This is a genomic window from Streptomyces sp. NPDC028305 (genome assembly GCF_055569495.1).
Map to the genome: position 1 here is coordinate 175,136 of NZ_JBVHTN010000011.1, position 16,486 is coordinate 191,621.

Annotated in this window: 19 protein-coding genes; 8 read left to right on the forward strand and 11 right to left on the reverse strand. The window is 71.1% G+C overall.

All coding sequences use genetic code 11. From position 1 onward, the window contains the following. Both ACZ4WQ_RS40575 and ACZ4WQ_RS40580 read left to right on the forward strand, forming a co-directional pair. Window positions 1-1,188 carry an MFS transporter gene (locus ACZ4WQ_RS40575; protein ID WP_398377520.1) on the forward strand — a complete coding sequence of 396 codons (1,188 nt, stop codon included), beginning with the start codon at window positions 1-3 and terminating at the stop codon, window positions 1,186-1,188. Window positions 1,189-1,279: 91 nt separating this feature from the next. Continuing rightward, window positions 1,280-2,122, forward strand: a complete 843-nt coding sequence (locus ACZ4WQ_RS40580) for an alpha/beta fold hydrolase (RefSeq protein ID WP_398377525.1) — start codon at window positions 1,280-1,282, stop codon at window positions 2,120-2,122. A gap of 27 nt (window positions 2,123-2,149) precedes the next feature. Here ACZ4WQ_RS40580 and ACZ4WQ_RS40585 read toward each other — a convergent pair whose 3' ends face one another. The 5 genes from ACZ4WQ_RS40585 to ACZ4WQ_RS40605 all read right to left on the reverse strand — a co-directional run bounded on the left by ACZ4WQ_RS40585 (window position 2,150) and on the right by ACZ4WQ_RS40605 (window position 3,573). Next, window positions 2,150-2,686, reverse strand: a complete 537-nt coding sequence (locus ACZ4WQ_RS40585; protein WP_311730205.1) for a hypothetical protein — start codon at window positions 2,684-2,686, stop codon at window positions 2,150-2,152. A 149-nt stretch (window positions 2,687-2,835) separates the two neighbouring features. After that, the gene (locus tag ACZ4WQ_RS40590) at window positions 2,836-3,060 is read right to left on the reverse strand and encodes a hypothetical protein (RefSeq protein WP_385349473.1); all 225 of its coding nucleotides are present in this window, start codon (window positions 3,058-3,060) and stop codon (window positions 2,836-2,838) included. Between the two features lie 29 nt (window positions 3,061-3,089). After that, entirely contained in the window at window positions 3,090-3,260 is a 171-nt protein-coding gene (locus tag ACZ4WQ_RS40595; protein ID WP_311730203.1) for a hypothetical protein, read from the reverse strand. Continuing rightward, complete coding sequence (locus ACZ4WQ_RS40600) at window positions 3,257-3,391, reverse strand: hypothetical protein (RefSeq protein WP_311730202.1); 135 nt, start codon at window positions 3,389-3,391, stop codon at window positions 3,257-3,259. The genes ACZ4WQ_RS40595 and ACZ4WQ_RS40600 overlap by 4 nt, the downstream gene beginning before the upstream one ends. After that, complete coding sequence (locus tag ACZ4WQ_RS40605) at window positions 3,388-3,573, reverse strand: hypothetical protein (RefSeq protein ID WP_311730201.1); 186 nt, start codon at window positions 3,571-3,573, stop codon at window positions 3,388-3,390. The genes ACZ4WQ_RS40600 and ACZ4WQ_RS40605 overlap by 4 nt, the downstream gene beginning before the upstream one ends. A 473-nt stretch (window positions 3,574-4,046) precedes the next feature. Here ACZ4WQ_RS40605 and ACZ4WQ_RS40610 point away from each other — a divergent pair, with 473 nt between their 5' ends. Both ACZ4WQ_RS40610 and ACZ4WQ_RS40615 read left to right on the forward strand, forming a co-directional pair. Continuing rightward, window positions 4,047-4,910 carry a helix-turn-helix domain-containing protein gene (locus ACZ4WQ_RS40610; RefSeq protein WP_398377516.1) on the forward strand — a complete coding sequence of 288 codons (864 nt, stop codon included), beginning with the start codon at window positions 4,047-4,049 and terminating at the stop codon, window positions 4,908-4,910. 2 nt (window positions 4,911-4,912) lie between these two features. Continuing rightward, on the forward strand, window positions 4,913-5,188 hold the full coding sequence (locus ACZ4WQ_RS40615; RefSeq protein ID WP_311730199.1) for a DUF397 domain-containing protein: 276 nt from the start codon (window positions 4,913-4,915) through the stop codon (window positions 5,186-5,188). A 13-nt stretch (window positions 5,189-5,201) separates the two neighbouring features. On the opposite strand, the gene ACZ4WQ_RS40620 is transcribed toward ACZ4WQ_RS40615, so the two are convergent. Then, window positions 5,202-6,800 (reverse strand): FadD3 family acyl-CoA ligase, encoded by a 1,599-nt coding sequence (locus tag ACZ4WQ_RS40620; protein WP_398377513.1) that lies wholly within the window; start codon window positions 6,798-6,800, stop codon window positions 5,202-5,204. Window positions 6,801-6,903: 103 nt separating this feature from the next. On the opposite strand from ACZ4WQ_RS40620, the gene ACZ4WQ_RS40625 reads away from it, so the two are divergent. Genes ACZ4WQ_RS40625 through ACZ4WQ_RS40635 form a run of 3 tightly spaced genes read left to right on the forward strand, consistent with a single transcriptional unit; the run spans window position 6,904 to window position 9,292 of the window. Next, complete coding sequence (locus ACZ4WQ_RS40625) at window positions 6,904-8,055, forward strand: lipid-transfer protein (protein WP_398377511.1); 1,152 nt, start codon at window positions 6,904-6,906, stop codon at window positions 8,053-8,055. Between the two features lie 8 nt (window positions 8,056-8,063). After that, window positions 8,064-8,525, forward strand: a complete 462-nt coding sequence (locus tag ACZ4WQ_RS40630; RefSeq protein WP_361193086.1) for a Zn-ribbon domain-containing OB-fold protein — start codon at window positions 8,064-8,066, stop codon at window positions 8,523-8,525. Continuing rightward, a complete protein-coding gene (locus ACZ4WQ_RS40635; RefSeq protein ID WP_398377510.1) occupies window positions 8,522-9,292 on the forward strand; it encodes an enoyl-CoA hydratase/isomerase family protein in 771 nt (256 codons plus the stop codon). The genes ACZ4WQ_RS40630 and ACZ4WQ_RS40635 overlap by 4 nt, the downstream gene beginning before the upstream one ends. A gap of 6 nt (window positions 9,293-9,298) precedes the next feature. Here ACZ4WQ_RS40635 and ACZ4WQ_RS40640 read toward each other — a convergent pair whose 3' ends face one another. The 5 genes from ACZ4WQ_RS40640 to ACZ4WQ_RS40660 all read right to left on the reverse strand — a co-directional run bounded on the left by ACZ4WQ_RS40640 (window position 9,299) and on the right by ACZ4WQ_RS40660 (window position 15,352). After that, complete coding sequence (locus ACZ4WQ_RS40640) at window positions 9,299-9,850, reverse strand: hypothetical protein (RefSeq protein WP_385349491.1); 552 nt, start codon at window positions 9,848-9,850, stop codon at window positions 9,299-9,301. Window positions 9,851-9,953: 103 nt separating this feature from the next. Continuing rightward, on the reverse strand, window positions 9,954-10,508 hold the full coding sequence (locus ACZ4WQ_RS40645) for a hypothetical protein (RefSeq protein WP_311730193.1): 555 nt from the start codon (window positions 10,506-10,508) through the stop codon (window positions 9,954-9,956). Window positions 10,509-10,646: 138 nt separating this feature from the next. Further along, the gene (locus ACZ4WQ_RS40650; RefSeq protein ID WP_311730192.1) at window positions 10,647-11,258 is read right to left on the reverse strand and encodes a hypothetical protein; all 612 of its coding nucleotides are present in this window, start codon (window positions 11,256-11,258) and stop codon (window positions 10,647-10,649) included. A gap of 326 nt (window positions 11,259-11,584) precedes the next feature. Further along, entirely contained in the window at window positions 11,585-14,260 is a 2,676-nt protein-coding gene (gene afsK, locus ACZ4WQ_RS40655) for a protein serine/threonine kinase AfsK (protein WP_311730191.1), read from the reverse strand. Between the two features lie 195 nt (window positions 14,261-14,455). Beyond that, window positions 14,456-15,352, reverse strand: a complete 897-nt coding sequence (locus tag ACZ4WQ_RS40660; RefSeq protein WP_398377506.1) for a VOC family protein — start codon at window positions 15,350-15,352, stop codon at window positions 14,456-14,458. Window positions 15,353-15,733: 381 nt separating this feature from the next. On the opposite strand from ACZ4WQ_RS40660, the gene ACZ4WQ_RS40665 reads away from it, so the two are divergent. After that, window positions 15,734-16,381: a TetR family transcriptional regulator gene (locus ACZ4WQ_RS40665; RefSeq protein WP_311726753.1), complete on the forward strand. Its 648-nt coding sequence runs from the start codon at window positions 15,734-15,736 to the stop codon at window positions 16,379-16,381. The last annotated feature ends 105 nt before the right edge of the window (window positions 16,382-16,486 follow it).

Consider the following 16,486-nt stretch of genomic DNA (forward strand, 5'->3'; position numbering starts at 1 on the left):
GTGCTCGCCAACCGGGTCTTCCGGCGGCTGATCCTCGGCTTCGCGGTCTCGTATCTCGGCGACGGGATGAGCTTCGTCGCGGTGGCGTGGCTGGCGATCGAGCTCGCGCCGGAGGCGACCGCGGGGCTGTGGGTCGGCGGCGCGGTGGCCGCCTACACGTTACCCGGCGTGGTCGGCGTGCTGGTGCTGGGGCGCCGGCTGCGCCGGGTGCCGCCCAGACGCCTGCTGCTCGCCGACAACGCGGTGCGTGCCGTGTTCCTCGGCGCCGTACCGCTCGCCTGGCTCGCGGGGCTGCTGACGCCGCCGCTGTACCTCGCGCTGCTGGCGGTCTCGTCGCTGCTGCACGCGTGGGGCAGCGCGGGCAAATACACCCTGCTGGCCGAGTTGCTGCCCGACGAGCAGCGGCTTGCCGCGAACACCCTGGTCAGCTCGCTCAACTTCGCCGCCACGATCGCCGGGCCCGCGATCGCCGGGGTGCTGGTGACCTACGTCGGCTCCGCGCTGGTGCTCGGGCTGGACGCGCTCACCTATCTGTTCCTCGCCGTGCTCGTCGTACGCACCCGGCTGCCGGAGTCGGGTCAGGTCTCCGCCGTCGACCGGGCGGCCGCCCGCGGCGGGCTCGCGCTGCTGCGGTCCCATCCCGAGCTGCTCGGGCTGCTGACGCTCACCTGGTTCTTCAACCTGCTGTACGGCCCGGTCGAGGTCGCCCTGCCGCTCCATGTGACCGACGATCTGCATGCGTCGGGCGCGCTGCTCGGCCTGTACTGGATGCTGTTCGGCGTCGGTGCGGTGGTCGGCGGGCTCATGACCGGAGTGCTGCGGCGGCTGCCGCTGTGGCCGGTGACGGTGGGCGTCATGATCGGCTGGGGGCTCGCGCTGCTGCCGTTCGGCTTCGGCGTGCCGACGGCCGTCACCGTCGTGTGCTTCACGCTCGGCGGCGCGATATACGGACCGTTCGTAGCGCTCTCGGTGACGCTGATGCAGGCGAAGTCACCGCCGCGGCACCTGTCCGCGATGCTCGCGGCCCGCAGCGCGGCGCTGCTCACCGCGTCGCCGCTCGGCACGGCGCTCGGCGGACCGCTCGTCGCGGCGCTGGGCCCGCGGGCGACACTCGGCGGCTCGGGGCTCGCCACCGTGGCGCTGGGCGCCGTGGCGTGCGCCCTGCTGCTGGCCCGGCGCGGCAGGTAGGCACCCGGCCAACAATTCCACCGCCTCCGAAACCTAGGGATGCTAGGTTAAACCTAGGATCCCTAGGAAAGCGAGGTGGGCAGCCATGCCCATGCCCAAATCCACGACCGGCACCCTGAAGGTGCCCGGCGCCACCCTCCACTACGAGACGCGCGGCAGCGGCCCCGTCCTGCTGCTGATCCCCGGCGGCGCGGCCGACGCCGGGCTGTACGCGGGGATCGCGGCCGACCTCGCCGCCCACTACACCGTCGTCTCCTACGACCCGCGCGGCCTCTCCCGCAGCACCCTCGACGGCCCGCTCACCGACCAGCGCGTGGACGTATGGAGCGACGACGCCCACCGGCTGCTCGAACTGCTCTCACCCGGCGAGGAGGCCCGCGTGCTCGGCTCCAGCTCGGGTGCGATCGTCGCGCTCGACCTGCTGGCCCGCCACCCCGAGCGGCTGCGCCGCGTGGTCGCCCACGAGCCGCCCCTGTTGGAGGTCCTGGCGGACCCCGCGCCCCACCGGCGCCTCTTCGCCGAGGTCCGCGAGACGTTCCGCAGGGACGGGGCCGGCCCCGCGATGGCACGGTTCAGCGAGGGACTGGGGGGCGAGCGGCAGGCCGAGCGGGCGACCGAACTGCCGCCCGAGATCCAGGAGATGGCCCCGCGTATGCACGCCAACCTCCCGGCCTTCCTGGAGCACATGCTGTGCCCGTTCAGCTCGACCGCCCCTGACGTCGCCGCCCTGCGCCGCGCCGGGGACCGGCTGGTGCTCGCGGCGGGCAGGGACTCGCGCGAACAGGAGCCGCTGTACGGGCCGGCCCGGCGGCTGGCGGAGCTGCTCGGCGGAGAGGTCGTGGAGTTCCCGGGCGGGCATGTGGGAGTCACGCAGCACCCGAAGGAGTTCGCCGAGCAGCTGCTGGAGCTGTTCCTGGCCCCTTCCGAGAAGTGACCGCCGATTCGCGACGGATGCGGCAGGTCAGCCTTCGTCCGCTTCGGTCAGAGCTTCGGCGATCATGCGGGTGGCGAAGTCACGGTCGTCGGTGAGGCGGTTGATGTGCTCCGCGAGGAGGAATGCCGTGGCTTCCAGGGGAGTCATCTCGTCCTCGGTCCAGTATCCGTACTGCTTCCGCCACAGGCTGGGACTCAGGCCGGTGCCCGCGGCGACGAGCAGGCCGGCCATGGTGGGGATGGCCTCGGGGCGGACGCTCCTGGGCATCATGCCCATCGTGGCCACGAGGTTGGGCACCACGTACTCGATGACGTCCTTGTCATGGTCCTCGTAGGCCATCCGCAGCCACTTCATGAACATGAAGATGAGCGTGCACGTGCCGTCCAGCACGGCATCGGCTCCGCCGGGTCCCAGGGACTCGGTGAACTGGTCCGTCAGCGCCTGCTGTTCGGCTTCCGTGTCGCTCTTGCCGTCGTAGACGCTCTTGAGCCGAGAGTCGATCATCATGAGCGCCGCGCCCACGTCGCCGGCGGGAGCGTATTTGGGGTCGCAGGGCGATGACAAGGGATCCTCCTCGGATGACCACGGCGGGTAGCGCGGTGTGTCCGTACGGTAACCCAACGATGAGATCGAGGTCTGGCGAATCCGCTCAAAGCGTGGGCAGGGGCCGGGTACGCGTCGCGGCCCCCGGCCGCGGGGGCCATATGTCGACGTCACTCCCACCGTGACTCGTCGCAGACGTCGGGGTACTCCTTCGCCTGTTCCAGGAACTTGACGTTTCCGGCGTCGGTCATCCACTCCCGCCCGCCTTCGGCCGGGCGCAGGAAGGCGACATGGGGCCCCGGCATCCTGTGGTCGAAGATGAGATCGTCAACGTGACAGACCGCCTGGAGGACGCCGACGCGCCCCGTAGCAGCGTCGTACGCTTCCTGGCCCACCTTCGGGCCCCTGTACGGCGTCGGCCGGCTCATGCGGGCAACCCCCAACGAGCCGTACGGCTCGGCATCTCGTGGGACGGGTGACGGCGGCGCAGGATCTCGTACGTGGTCGCCTTGTCGTAATCCCCGTCCTCCTTGGCCTTCTCGCGCAACGCGGTGTACTCCTCGCACTGCGCGCAGGATCGGGTTCCAGCGGTCACCGCCGCGTCCCCCGCTCCAGGTGTTTGCGGATCGCCTTGCCCAGAGCCTCCGCGCGCTGCTCCAACTCCTTGGGAGTGGGGCGCGGGCCGGAACCCCCCTGCGTCTCCGGTGGAGGCGTCTCCGCGCTCACCTCGCCACCCCCAACGCCCGCTCACGCTCGTACTGGACGACGTACAGCCCCACAGGGTCGAAGTCCCAGAGAATCGGGAAGCGCTCAGCAGCGGGGACGCGCGGGAGGAAGAGCGTGGGCGGGTCCTCGTAGCGGACGGAGGACTGGGCGGAGGGCTCGGAGGACTCCGTGGCGACGGGCATCGGAGGCGGCGGCACGGGAGTTCGGGCGGGGTGAGCCGCAAGGTACTCCGCGCTGTGCCGCCCCCGGCCGGTCGTGCTCACGTGCCCTTTCAGCGCCCACTCCGCGAGGGTGCGTACGCCTGCTCGAATTAGCTCTCGAACGTTTTTCGGATTGGCGACGGCGGAAACGCGCATGCGCTTCAGCTCGGTAATGACAGTGGCCATGCAACTGCCTCCCATCACTGCAAAGTTGCTGGGCAGACGGGTGTTTCAGGCACAGAGATCGGCTGACTCCAGCCGCCGCCCCAACCCGGCCCTCGGTTCCTCAACCACTGTTCTGTACCTACATAGGTATCTGCAAGTGAAACTGCCGCTATGGTGAAAGTGGCACAGGCCTCCGCGTCAACAGGGGCTGTCGCCAGGGGAACAGGGGATGGCAGACTCGGTACGGCAACGTGCCGAGGCCACACACAGGCACGTGGAGGGATACAGAGATGGCAGCACGACGAGGTGCTACATTCCGCCGCCGGGAACTCGGCAAAGAGCTTCGCCGCCTGCGCGAGAAGAACAGTCTCACCATCCTGGAGGCAGCCGAAGGGCTCGGGTTTTCCGACGCCAAGCTCAGCCGGGTGGAGACAGGACTCAACGGGTTACCGCGTGTAGCGGACATGGAGAAGCTGCTCGACCGCTACGGTGTCACCGACGTCGATGACCGCGAATCTCTGCTGACCCTCCACCGCGAGTCGCTCACGAGTGACTGGTGGAGGCCGTACCGCAGCGTGATGCCGTCGGGCTTGCACACGTATGTCGGACTGGAGATGGACGCTCGCGCGATGCGTTCTTGGCAGTCGCACGTCATCTTCGGGCTGTTGCAGGCCGAAAGCTACGCACGGGCCCTGTTCATGACCGCCAAGCCTGTTGACGAGACGACGACGGAGTTCGTGGAACACAACACCCGCGTACGTATGGAGCGAAAAGAGATCATCACGCGGGAAGACAGCCCGGCAGAACTCCGGGTCATTCTCGATGAGTCGGCACTTCGCCGCGTCGTCGGCGACCCAAAGATCATGCGGGAACAGTACGAGACCATCGCCGAACTCTGCCAGCTGGACAATGTGACCGTCCAAGTCCTGCCGCTGTCGCTGGCCACGTACCGGGCAACCGACAATTTCATCATCCTTGACTTCGACAGTGGCGTGGACTCAGTTGTCGGACTCGAATACAGCAGCGTGAGCTTCACTGACAAGAAAAGCGAGGTGTGGAAGTACAACCGCCGCTTCGACGCCATGCGCGAGGGCGCCCTACCTCCCACAGAAACTCCCCGTTTCCTCACGGAACTAGCACGAGAGTTGGGTTAGTCATGAACGTCCGCATACCTGAAGACGCCTGGTTCAAGTCCTCTTACAGCACGCAGGAGGCAGGCGCCTGCCTGGAGGTCGCGAACCTCACCTGGTCCAAATCGTCCTACAGCGGCCAGCAAGGCGGCACCTGCGTAGAGGTCGCAGACCTGACCACCGCCGTCGGCGTCCGCGACTCCAAGGACAAGACCGGCCCCGCCCTCCTCATACCCGCCGCCGCGTGGACCGCATTCGTGAGCGGCGTCCGTGCGGGTCGGATCGGCCACCCGGCCGAGTAGGTCAAGGGGGCGATCAATCAAGCCGCCGGCCGCGCGAGCGCAGCAAAGTCTTGAGGACCTTGCCGCTCGCGTTCCGCGGCAGCTCCGTCAGGAACTCCACCTGCCGCGGCACCTTGTAGTTGGCCATCTCCCGCCGCGACCAGGCGATCAGGTCGTCCGCCGTCAGCGTCGCCCCCGCGCGCCGCACCGCGTACGCCTTCGCCACCTCCCCCAGCCGCGGGTCCGGGATGCCGATGACCGCGACATCGGCGACATCGGGGTGGCGGGCGATGAGTTGCTCGATCTCCGCCGGATACGCGTTGAAGCCGCCCACGATGAACATGTCCTTGATGCGGTCGGTGATCCGCAGATTGCCGTCCTCGCCCATGACGCCGACATCGCCCGTGCGCAGCCAGCCGTCCGGGGTGATGGCCCGGGCCGTGGCGACCGGGTCCTCGAAGTAGCCGCGGGTGACGTGGTAGCCGCGGACCCAGATCTCGCCCGGCTGTCCCGGCGGGAGCTCCGCGCCGCCGGGGCGGACGACCTTGACCTCGGTGCCGGGGATGGCGCGGCCGGAGGTGGCTGCGATCACCTCGGGCGGGTCGCCGCGGCGGCACATGGTGACGGTGCCGGAGGCCTCGCTGAGTCCGTAGGCGGTCAGGACGGTGGCGACGCGGAGTTCGGAGCGGAGCCGTTCGACCAGTTCCAGGGGGACGACGGCGGCGCCCGTGACGACCAGGCGCAGGGTGGACAGGTCGTGCGCGGCGCGGGCCGGGTGGTCGAGCAGGGACTGGTGGAGGGTGGGCGGGCCGGGGAGGACGCTGATGCGCTCGGCCGCGATGTTGGCGAGCGCGGTGTCCACGTTGAAGACGGGCTGCGGGACCATCGTGGCGCCGCGCGTCAGACAGGCGATGATGCCCGCCTTGTAGCCGAAGGTGTGGAAGAACGGGTTGACGATGAGGTAGCGGTCGCCCTCCGTGAGGCCGGTGACCTCGCTCCACGTGGTGTAGACGCGTACGGTCTGGGCGTGGGTGATCACGACGCCCTTGGGGTTGCCGGTGGTGCCCGAGGTGAAGGTGATGTCGGAGGGGTCGCCGGGGCGTACGGTGGCGGCTCGGGCGCGTACCGCCTCGGAGGAGACGCGCTCGCCCGCCGCCAGGAAGTCCTTCCAGGCGTGGAAGTCGGCGGGGGCGTCGTCGGCCAGGACGATCACTTCGCGGAGGTAGGGCAGACCGGGGAGCGGGCCCCGGCCCGACCCCTCCCCCGCCGCGCGGCGCAGCGAGGCCACATACGAGGTGCCGAGGAAAGTACCGGTGACGAAGAGGTGGGTGGCGCGGGTGCGCCGCAGGACGTATGCCGCCTCCGCGCCCTTGAAGCGGGTGTTGACGGGGACGAGCACCCCGCCCGCCGTGACCGCGCCGAGCGCCGCCACGATCCAGTCGAGGGTGTTGGGCGCCCAGATCGCGATCCGGTCGTCCGTCTCGACGCCCGAGGCGAGGCATGCCGCCGCGGCCCGCTCCACGCGCTCGCCGAGCTCCGCGTACGAGATCCGGGTGCGGCCCTCGACGACCGCCTCGGTGTCGCCGTAACGCTCCGCCGCCGCCCGTACCAGCGCCGGGATGGTCTCGCGCATCGGGTCGCCTCCCGTATCCGCGCCACGAGTAGCTGACTGGCCGTCAGATTAGCGGTAGCCTTCCCCGCTGTCAGCACCGGTGAACGCGGCCATGGAGGTGGCGATGGGGGCGACCTTGAAAGACGCGACAGCGATAGCCGGTATCGGCCAGACCCCCTTCGCCAAACGCCTCCCCGAGTCCGAGAAGACCCTGGCCTGCCGGGCGATTCTCGCCGCGCTCGACGACGCGGGGCTGGCCCCGTCCGAAGTGGACGCCTTCGCCTCGTACACCATGGAGGAGACCGACGAGGTCGAGGTCGCCAAGGCCATCGGCGCCGGGGACGTGACCTTCTTCAGCAAGGTCGGCTACGGCGGGGGCGGCTCCTGCGCGACCGTCGCCCATCTGGCCGTCGCGATCGCCACCGGCCAGGCGAGCGTCGGGGTGGCCTGGCGCTCCCGCAAGCGCGGCAGCGGCCCGCGCCCGTGGACCAACACCCGCGTACAGCTGCCCACCCCCGCGCAGTGGACCCGGCCGTACGGGCTGCTGCGGCCCGCCGACGAGATCGGACTGCTGGCCCGCCGCTATATGCACGAGTACGGCGCCACCCGCGACCACTTCTTCAATGTGGCGCTGGCCTGCCGCAACCGGGCCAACCAGAACCCGGCCGCGATGATGTACGAGCGGCCGCTGACCCGCGAGATGTATATGACGGCCCGCTGGATCAGCGAGCCGCTGTGCCTCTTCGACAACTGCCTGGAAACCGACGGCGCGCTGGCCTGCGTACTCGTCTCCGCGGAGCGGGCGCGCGACTGCCGGCGCCCGCCCGTGTACGTCCACTCCGTGGCCCAGGGGCTGCCCGCCCAGCACCACGGGATGGTCAACTACTGGAACGACGACCCGCTCACCGGGCCCGCCTGGACCGCCGCCCGCCGGCTGTGGAAGTCGGCCGACTTCGGGCCGGAGGACGTGGACGTGGCCCAGATCTACGACGCCTTCACCCCCCTGATCCCGCTGTCGCTCGAGGGCTACGGCTTCTGCGGACGCGGCGAGGGGGCCGCCTTCACCGAGGGCGGCGCGCTGGAGATCGGCGGGCGGCTGCCGCTCAACACCGGCGGGGGCGGCCTCAGCGAGGCGTACGTACATGGCTTCAACCTCATCACCGAGGGGGTCAGACAGCTGCGCGGCACCAGCACCGCGCAGGTGCCGAACGCCGCGACCTGCCTGGTCACGGCGGGCGAGGGGGTACCCACCTCGGCCCTGCTGCTGAGGAGTTGATCAAGGAGATGACACCGTCCGGTGCCCGGCAGCCCGAGGGGCTGCTCGCGCCCGTGCCCGACGAGGACGGGGCGCCGTTCTTCGCCTACGCGGCGCGCGGCGAGCTGCGCGTCCAGACCTGCTCCGGCTGCGGCGAGCCGCGCTTCCCGCCCCGCCCCTGCTGTCCGCACTGCCAGTCCTTCGAGAGCGAGTGGACACGGACCGGCGGCCGTGGCCGGATCTGGTCGTATGTCGTGCCGCACCCGCCGCTGTTGCCCGCGTATGCCGCGCAGGCCCCGTACAACGTGATCCTCGTCGAGCTCGTGGACGCCCCGCGCATCCGGCTGGTGGGCAATCTGGTCGCCGACGCCGACGCCGCCCTCGACTCGGTCGACCCGGCGCGGATCCGGATCAACGCCGCCGTGCGGGCCGTCTTCCACCGCCCGGCGGACGGGATCGCGGTGGTGCGCTGGGTGCTGGAGCGGCCATGACGGTGCGTACGCGGATCGAGGACGGCGGCGTCGCGGTCGTCACCCTCGACCGGCCCGAGCGGCACAACGCCATCGACCTGGAGACGGCCGCGGAACTGGCGGCCGTCTGGCGCGGCTTCCGGATGGACGAGTCGGTGCGGGCCGTGGTGCTCACCGGGGCGGGCGACCGGGCCTTCTGCACCGGCATCGACCGCGCGGCGCGGGTGGCCCAGCCCCCGTCCCCGTACTCGGTCGACGACCCGCTGCTGACCATCGGGCCCAAGGCCAACGACCTGTGGAAGCCGGTCGTCGCCGCGGTGGGCGGCATGGCCTGCGGCGGGGCGTTCTATCTGCTGGGCGAGGCCGAGTTCATCGTCGCCGCCGAACACGCCACGTTCTTCGACCCGCACACCAGCTACGGGATGGTGAGCGCCTACGAGGCGGTCTACATGGCGCAGCGCATGCCCCTGGGGGAGGTCGCGCGGATGGCGCTGATGGGCACCGCGGAACGCCTCACGGCCCGGCGGGCGTATGAGATCGGCCTGGTCAGCGAGGTGACCCCGGCCGGCGCCGACCCCGTCGCCGCCGCCCTGCGCGCCGCCGCGGTCATCGCGTCGTATCCGACGGCGGCCGTGCAGGGGACGGTGCGTGCGGTGTGGGCGGCCAAGGAGGCGGCGCTGGCCCAGGCCCTGGCGCACGCCCCGCAGCTGATCGCGCTCGGGAATCTGCCGCCGGAGCGCCAGGCCGGGCTCTTCGCGGGCCGCGCCAGGGAGTACCGGGTGCGGTGAGGGCCCTCAGGACGCCGGGGTCTTGCTCGCCTGGGTGATCTGGCAGGTGATCGACTTCCGCTGGGTGTAGCTGGTGGTGTCCCGCATCGTGACCGTCTTGGTGGAGTTCGCGAGCACGGTGGTCGATTGGGAGCGGAACCCGAGGAGACCGTACGACGACTCGTTCCAACTCACCCAGATGCTGTAGGTGTAGCCGCGGGCCGGGTCCGCGTTGGTGATGGTGACGTCGTACGTGAGCTGGCCGGTCGACGGATCGAAGAAGCAGTTGCTGCCGTCGACCTCGTCGAGCCCTTCGGGGTCGTAGGGCGCCGGCGCGGAGTACGTCGGGGTCGGGTCCGACGGGGCGCCCGAGGGCAGGCCGGACGGCAGGTCCGTGGGCAGATCGGTGGGGACGCCGCTGGGGGTGGACAGCGGCGTGTCACCGCCGCCACCACCCCCGGAGACGAAGCCGGACCCGAGCCCGCCGCCGTCGCCGTGCTTGTCCTTCTTTCCGCAGCCGGTCAGGGCCAGCAGACCGACCGCGGCGACGGCGACAAGACGCAGGGAACGGCGACGCATGAATTACCCCCGAAGCAAAGACACATTCGAGCCAACCGTGATCGTTGACGCGCGCACGCCACCCTACGCAACGGGGCTCGCCACCCCGAAGCCGCCCCGGGCGTCAGGACGGGAACTTGAGCACCGAGTCGACCTTGCAGGTGAAGGACGTCTGCTCGGTGAGGTAGCGGTAGGAGGTGGCCTTGACCGTCTGGCTGCTGCCGGCCATGACGGTGACGGACTCGTAGTCGCTGCCGAGCAGGCCGGCGGTGGACTGGTCGGTCCACTTGACGCTGATCCCGTAGCGCATGGACTGCGACTCGGGGTTCCGGATGGTGAGGGTGTACTGGAACGAGTGGGTGGTCTCGTCGTAGTCGCAGCCGGTGGCGGAGACGTCGTTCGTGCCGTCCGAGTTGTAGGTGGGCGGCGCGGAGTAGCTGTACGAGGGCGAGGGGGTGTACGACGGGGTGTAGGAGGGGGTGTACGAGGGGAGGCCCGACGGCAGGTCCGTGGGCAGATCGGTGGGGACTCCGCTGGGGGTGGACAGCGGCGTGTCACCGCCGCCACCGCCCCCGGAGACGAAGCCGGACCCGAGCCCGCCGCCGTCGCTGTGCCGGCCCTTCTTTCCACAGCCGGTCAGGGCCAACAGGCCGATCGCGGCGACAGCGACAAGACGCATGGAACGGCGACGCATGAATTACCCCCGTTGAAAAAGACACATTCAGGCCAACCTCGACGGTTGACGAGTGCACGGCACCCTACGCAATGGGGCGTCCTACCCCAAAGTCACTTCAGAGACGGTGCCGACCAGGCCCGTTCAGTCGACGGAGACGACCTCACACGTCACCACGGTTCCCGCAACCCCGGGATCATCCAGCGGAACTTTCACGGTCTTCGTCTGCTTAGCGGCGAAGCGCGCGTGCGCGCTGCCCGAGGTCACCTTCGAGTCCTTGTCGCGGAAGTCCATGGTGACGATGTACGTCTGGGACCGGTCGGTCTGGTTGGTCACCTTCACGATCGCCGCCGGCTCACCGTTCTTGTCCTTGCCTGCGCACTTGACGAGGGCCACGCGCGGCGCGAGCTCCCCCGGCTTGGTGGCGGAGCCGGACGACGAACCGCTGCTCGACGAGGAGTCGTTGTCGTCATAGCGGTCGTGGTAGCGGTAGCCGCCGGAACCAGAACCAGAACCAGAATCGGAGGAGCCGGACGAGGAGTCGTAGTCGTCGGAGCCGGAGTAGCCGCCGGAGCTCGAACCGGAACCGGAACTCGAACTGGAATCGGAGTTCGAGCTGGAGTGGCTCGAGCTGGAGTTGGAGCAGCCGCCCCCGCCGCCCGAGCCGTGCCGCCCGTGCCCACGGCTCTTGAATCCGGTCAGCGACACCAGCACCACCGCGATCACAGCCGTCAGCCGCAGCCCTCGCCGCATCATCTCTGTTCGTCCCCCGATTCACGTCCGCCTTCCCGGCCCCATCGGGTCCGGGCAGCGCCCGCCACCGTAGCAGGCACTGTCAGGTACACGACGCTAACCCCCGCGCCGGTTCCCGCCGGGCCCGCCCCGGTCGGGGCCTAGGCCGTGTCCGCAAAGTCCCGCCGGGCCCGCGACGCCTGGCACGCTCCCCCAGCTACCGCTGGGGGTGCCCCCGCGCTGCGTTGTCGGGCTCGCCCAAGTACGCCCAGTACGAGGGCGACCCTCCGCCTTGCGATCGCACGCACCAGACGCCGCGGGCTGATCCGACGCGACTTTGCGGACACGACCTAGCCCTGACGGCCCGAAGTCCGCGACTGGCCAGTGCCCTTGACCGCGTCCAGCGCGTAGACGCAGCGGTCCTTGCTGCACGCGTACACCACGCCGCCCGCGGCCACCGGGGAACCGGTGATCTCGCCGCCCGTCGCGAGCTTCCACCGCAGCTGACCGCCCGCCGCGTCCACCGTGTAGAGGCAGTGGTCGGCCGAGCCGAAGTGGACCCGGCCGTCCGCGACCACCGGGGAGCCGATGACCTCGCCGCCGGCCGCGAAGCGCCACTTCGGCGTGCCCGTGACCGCGTCCAGCGTGTACAGCGCGCTGCCGCTGCCCAGATGCACCGACCCGTCGGCCACCAGCACCGGCTCGATCGACTGGCGCGCCTCGGTCGCGATCCGCCAGCGGTCGCGGCCGTTGGCCGCGTCCAGGGCGTAGACCGTGCCGAGGTAGTCGGCGATGTACACGCCGCCGCCCGTCACCGCGGGCCCCGGCGCGTACGCGGGGGCGCACAGGAAGACGGCGGGCGCCTCGAAGCGCCACCGCACCTCCCCGCGCGCGATGTCGATCGCCAGCACACGTGTGCCCGCCGCCACGTACACGACCCCGTCGGGGGCCGGCAGCAGCCGGACCGGGACCCCGCCGCAGGACGCCGCATCACCGACCGGGTACGACCAGCGCTCCACGCCCGTGCGCGCCTCCAGGGCGCGCAGCCGCGCGTCGGCCCAGACGAAGACCGTGCCGTCGTGGACGACCGGCCCGGACTCGGGGGTCTCGAAGTCGGTCTGGGCGCCCTGCATCTCCCACAGCAGCTCGCCGTTCGCGGCCTCCCAGGCCTGGACGCCGCCGCCGCGCGTGCCGGTCACCACCGTGCCGCGGTCGACCTTGAGGCAGTAGACCCAGCCGTCCGTGGACAGCCGCCACCGCTCGGCGCCGTCCTCCGCGTCCAGCGCGTACAGCGTGGGGCCGTCCGAGGCGTGGATCCGGCCGTTCGAGACGGCCATGGCCCAGGCCACGTCGCGCGTCTTGAACTGCCGCCGCCCCGTGGCCACGTCCAGCGCGTGCACCTCGAAGGACGTCACGTACAGCAGATTGCCCGCGACCGCCGGGGTGCCCCATACGTCGTTGGACATCCGGAACCGCCAGGGGCGCCAGCGGCCGGGCGCGCCGCCCCCGCCCGGGGGCTCGGAGGCGTCCGGAGAGGGGGCCGAGGTGGACGGCGACGAGGGCGGCGGTACGGCGCCCGTCGCGAGGCCGCCGTCGGGTCCGTTCGCCCCGCCGGGCAGGCCGCTGGGCGGCCGCACCCAGCCGGTGGCGGGCCCCGTCTCGTGCTGCGGCGGTACGCCGCGCCCGTCGGTGACCCGGGGGCCGGGGCCGATGGGCACCTTGGCGCCGGGCAGCCGGACCGACCCGTCGGCTCCGGCGGGCGCCCCGGGGCCCGTCGGACCGGCGGCCGCGGCAGGTCCGGCAAGCCCGGTGGGGCCCGTGGCTCCGGCGGCTCCGGCAGGTCCCTGGGAGGCGGGCGGCGCGGCCGCGGCGTGCCGGCCGGGGCCGATGGCGCTCAGCGGGCCCGGCGGGGACGACGGGTCGGTGCGCAGGCCGCCGCGCGGGTCGCCGGTGGCCACCGGCTCCCAGCCGGAGGCGCCGGCAGGCGCGCTGTGCCGGCCGCGCCCCGGCCCCGGCCCGGGCGCCGGCGGGCGCTCGGGGGGCAGCGGCGACCGACCCGGGCCCCCACCGCTCGCGCCGTCGCCGCCGTGGCGGCCGTCCGAGCCCCGCGCGCCGCGCGCGATCTGGTTCCGCCCGTTGCGCTTGCGCTCGATCAGCGCCACCGCGCCGCCCGGCAGCCAGGCCGAGGCCGTACCGCTGTCCTCGGCGTTGGACGCGAAGAGATGGGGGGCCAGCTGCGACTGCAAATCGGCCGGGGTGGGCCTGCGCTCGGGGTCCATCTGCATGCAGGACTCGATGAGCGGCCGCAGCTCGTCCGGCAGGCCGGTCAGGTCCGGGCCCTCCCGCAACAGCATGAACACGGTCTCGACCGGGTTCGCGCCGTGGAACGGGGCGTGCCCGGTCGCCGCGAAGGTCAGCGTCGAGCCGAGCGAGAAGATGTCGCTCGCGCCCGTCACACTGCGCGAGTCCCGCGCCTGCTCGGGCGACATATAGGCCGGGGTGCCCACCGCCACGTTGGTCATCGTCAGCCGGGTGTTCGAGACGCCCGACGCGATACCGAAGTCGATCACTCGCGGGCCGTCCTCGACGACCAGCACATTCGACGGCTTCAGATCCCGGTGGACCAGGCCCGCGCCATGGATGGACTGAAGCGCCTCGGCGACCCCGGCCGCCAGCCAGCGCACCGCCTGGGCCGGCATCGGCCCGCACTCATTGACTATCTCCTCGAGGGAGGGAGCCGGTACATACGCGGTGGCCAGCCACGGCACCGCCGCACGCGGATCGGCGTCCACCACGGCCGCCGTGTAGAAGCCGCTGACCGCGCGCGCCGCCTCCACCTCACGGGTGAAGCGGACACGGAACAGCTGGTCCTCGGCGAGCTCGGTGCGCACCGTCTTGATCGCGACCCGCCGGCCGGACGCCGAGCGGGCCAGATAGACCAGCCCCATGCCGCCCGCGCCGAGCCGGCCGAGCACCTCGAACGGGCCGATTCGCCTCGGATCGTGCTGCGTCAGCTGCTCCACCACTTGCCTGCCACCTCCCCGTGGGGCTTCAAAAAATACCGCCCCGCTGCAACGTCTCACCGACAAACCAACCGGCGGCACGCAACCTGCATTCTCTCTGGCGAAGGCGGCGGTTGCGAACCCGGGGGCGATTTCGTCGTGTCACCAAGCGGCACCCGGTCGCCCCCCCATCTTGCCGAAAGCCGGGCGCCCGCCCCGCTACGCTCCGCTTTCCGCAGGCAAAGCGCCCGCCGCCGAGGGGTCGACAACGGCGAAGAGCGCGCCCTGATTGTCCGCAAGAACCGCGAAACGCCCGTACGGCGTAGCTTCGGGGCCATTGAGCAGACGCCCGCCGAGCTCAGGCGCCGTCCGTGCCGCTTCGTCACAGTCCGCGACCACGAAGCAGGTAAGGAAGTGCGCGGGCATTTCGGCCGGAAACCTGTCCCCCATCGCGGCGCGGGCGCCGATCGCGCGCCCGGGCTCGGCGGGCACCCCGCGATCCACCCAGAGCACCACATCCGCCCCACCCGCCCGCCCTTCCGACCCCTCACCCGATGCCTCGCCCGGCCCCTCGCCCGACCGCCCGTCCGACCGCCCGTCCGACCGCCCGTCGGATCCCTTCCCCAGCCGCACCGTCCCGTACCCGAAAACCGCCCGGTAGAAAGCGTCCACGCGCTCCGGGTCCCGGGTGCGGAGCTCCATCCAGCCGTACGAACCGGGCGTGCCGTGCTCCTCGAAGCCGGGATGGCTGCCCGCCTGCCAGAGGCCGAAGACCGCGCCCCCGGGGTCCACGGCCGTCACCATGACGCCGAAGTCCCCGATCCGCGTGGGCTCGGAGATCAGCCGGCCGCCCGCGGCGCGGATGCGTGCGGCGGTGGCGGCGGCGTCCCGGACGGCGACGTAGATGTTCCAGACGGTCGGCAGCCGGCCGTCCGGCTTGGGGACGAGGGCGGCGACGTTCCGCCCGTTGTGGAAAGCCTGGGTGTAGTGGCCGTAGCGCGGCTCGCCCGCCCCGAAGGTCCAGCCGAACAGCTCCCCGTAGAAGCGCTTGCCCGCCGCCAGATCGGGGAGCATCGCGTCCACCCAGCAGGGCACACCTTCCGCAAATGCGGCCATGGTCCAGATCCTCCCGTGCGAATGCCCCTCTTCGCCACGCACAACGCCCTTTGCGCCATTCACCACGCTAATGGGTCATCGCCGGGAAAGACCGATTCGATACGCGGGTGTGCGAGGCCCATTTCAGGTCTATTTCCGGCCGCTCGCCGATCCCCCGGGCCGCACCGCCGCACGGTTGTCCACCGAAGTTATCCACAGCCTGTTGATAATATGATTCACCCGAACGCAGGAGCCGTGGACCGACGGGCAAGAGGCCGCCCGATCCGGCCTTGATCGCCCGTTATCGCTGCTCAGCGCGGCCCCCGACACCCCGAGCCGGGTGTGGACCCCATTTGCACGCAGCCGAATCGCGCTTCGATCACCCCTCGGTAAGCTGACGTCATGACAGGACAAGTACGCACCGTCGACGGGCGGGTCGCCGGTCGCCGCGGACAGGCGACGCGGCAGAAGCTGCTCGACTGCCTCGGCGAGATGCTCAGCACATCCCCGTACCGAGACGTCAAGGTCATCGACGTCGCCCGCAAGGCCGGCACCTCGCCCGCGACGTTCTACCAGTACTTCCCCGATGTCGAGGGCGCCGTCCTCGAGATCGCGGAGGAGATGGCGAAGGAGGGCGCGGGGCTGACCGAGCTGGTCGCCGAGCGCTCGTGGGCCGGGAAGTCCGGGGCGCAGGCCGCGGAGGACCTCGTCGAGGGCTTCCTCTCCTTCTGGCGCAAACATGACGCCATCCTGCGCGTAGTCGATCTTGGTGCGGCGGAGGGGGACAAGCGGTTCTACAAGATCCGCATGAAGATCCTCAACGCCGTGACCAATTCCCTGACCGACGCCGTCAAGGAGCTCCAGACGAAGGGCCGGGTCGAGAAGGACGTCAGTCCGGCGGCCGTCGCGGGCTCGATCGTCGCGATGCTGGCCGCGGTCGCCGCACACCAGAAGGGGTTCCAGAGCTGGGGCGTCAAACAGGCCGAGCTCAAGCCGGCTCTGACGCTGCTGGTCCACCTCGGCATCACCGGCAGGAAGCCGCCCAAGTAGCCACATAGCACACACCACACGCGCCGGCTTCGCGAGCGTCCCGGGCCCCCGACCCTGGGGGCCATGCCGCTCGCCCACCAGCGCGGGTCGGTCGGCCCGCGGTCC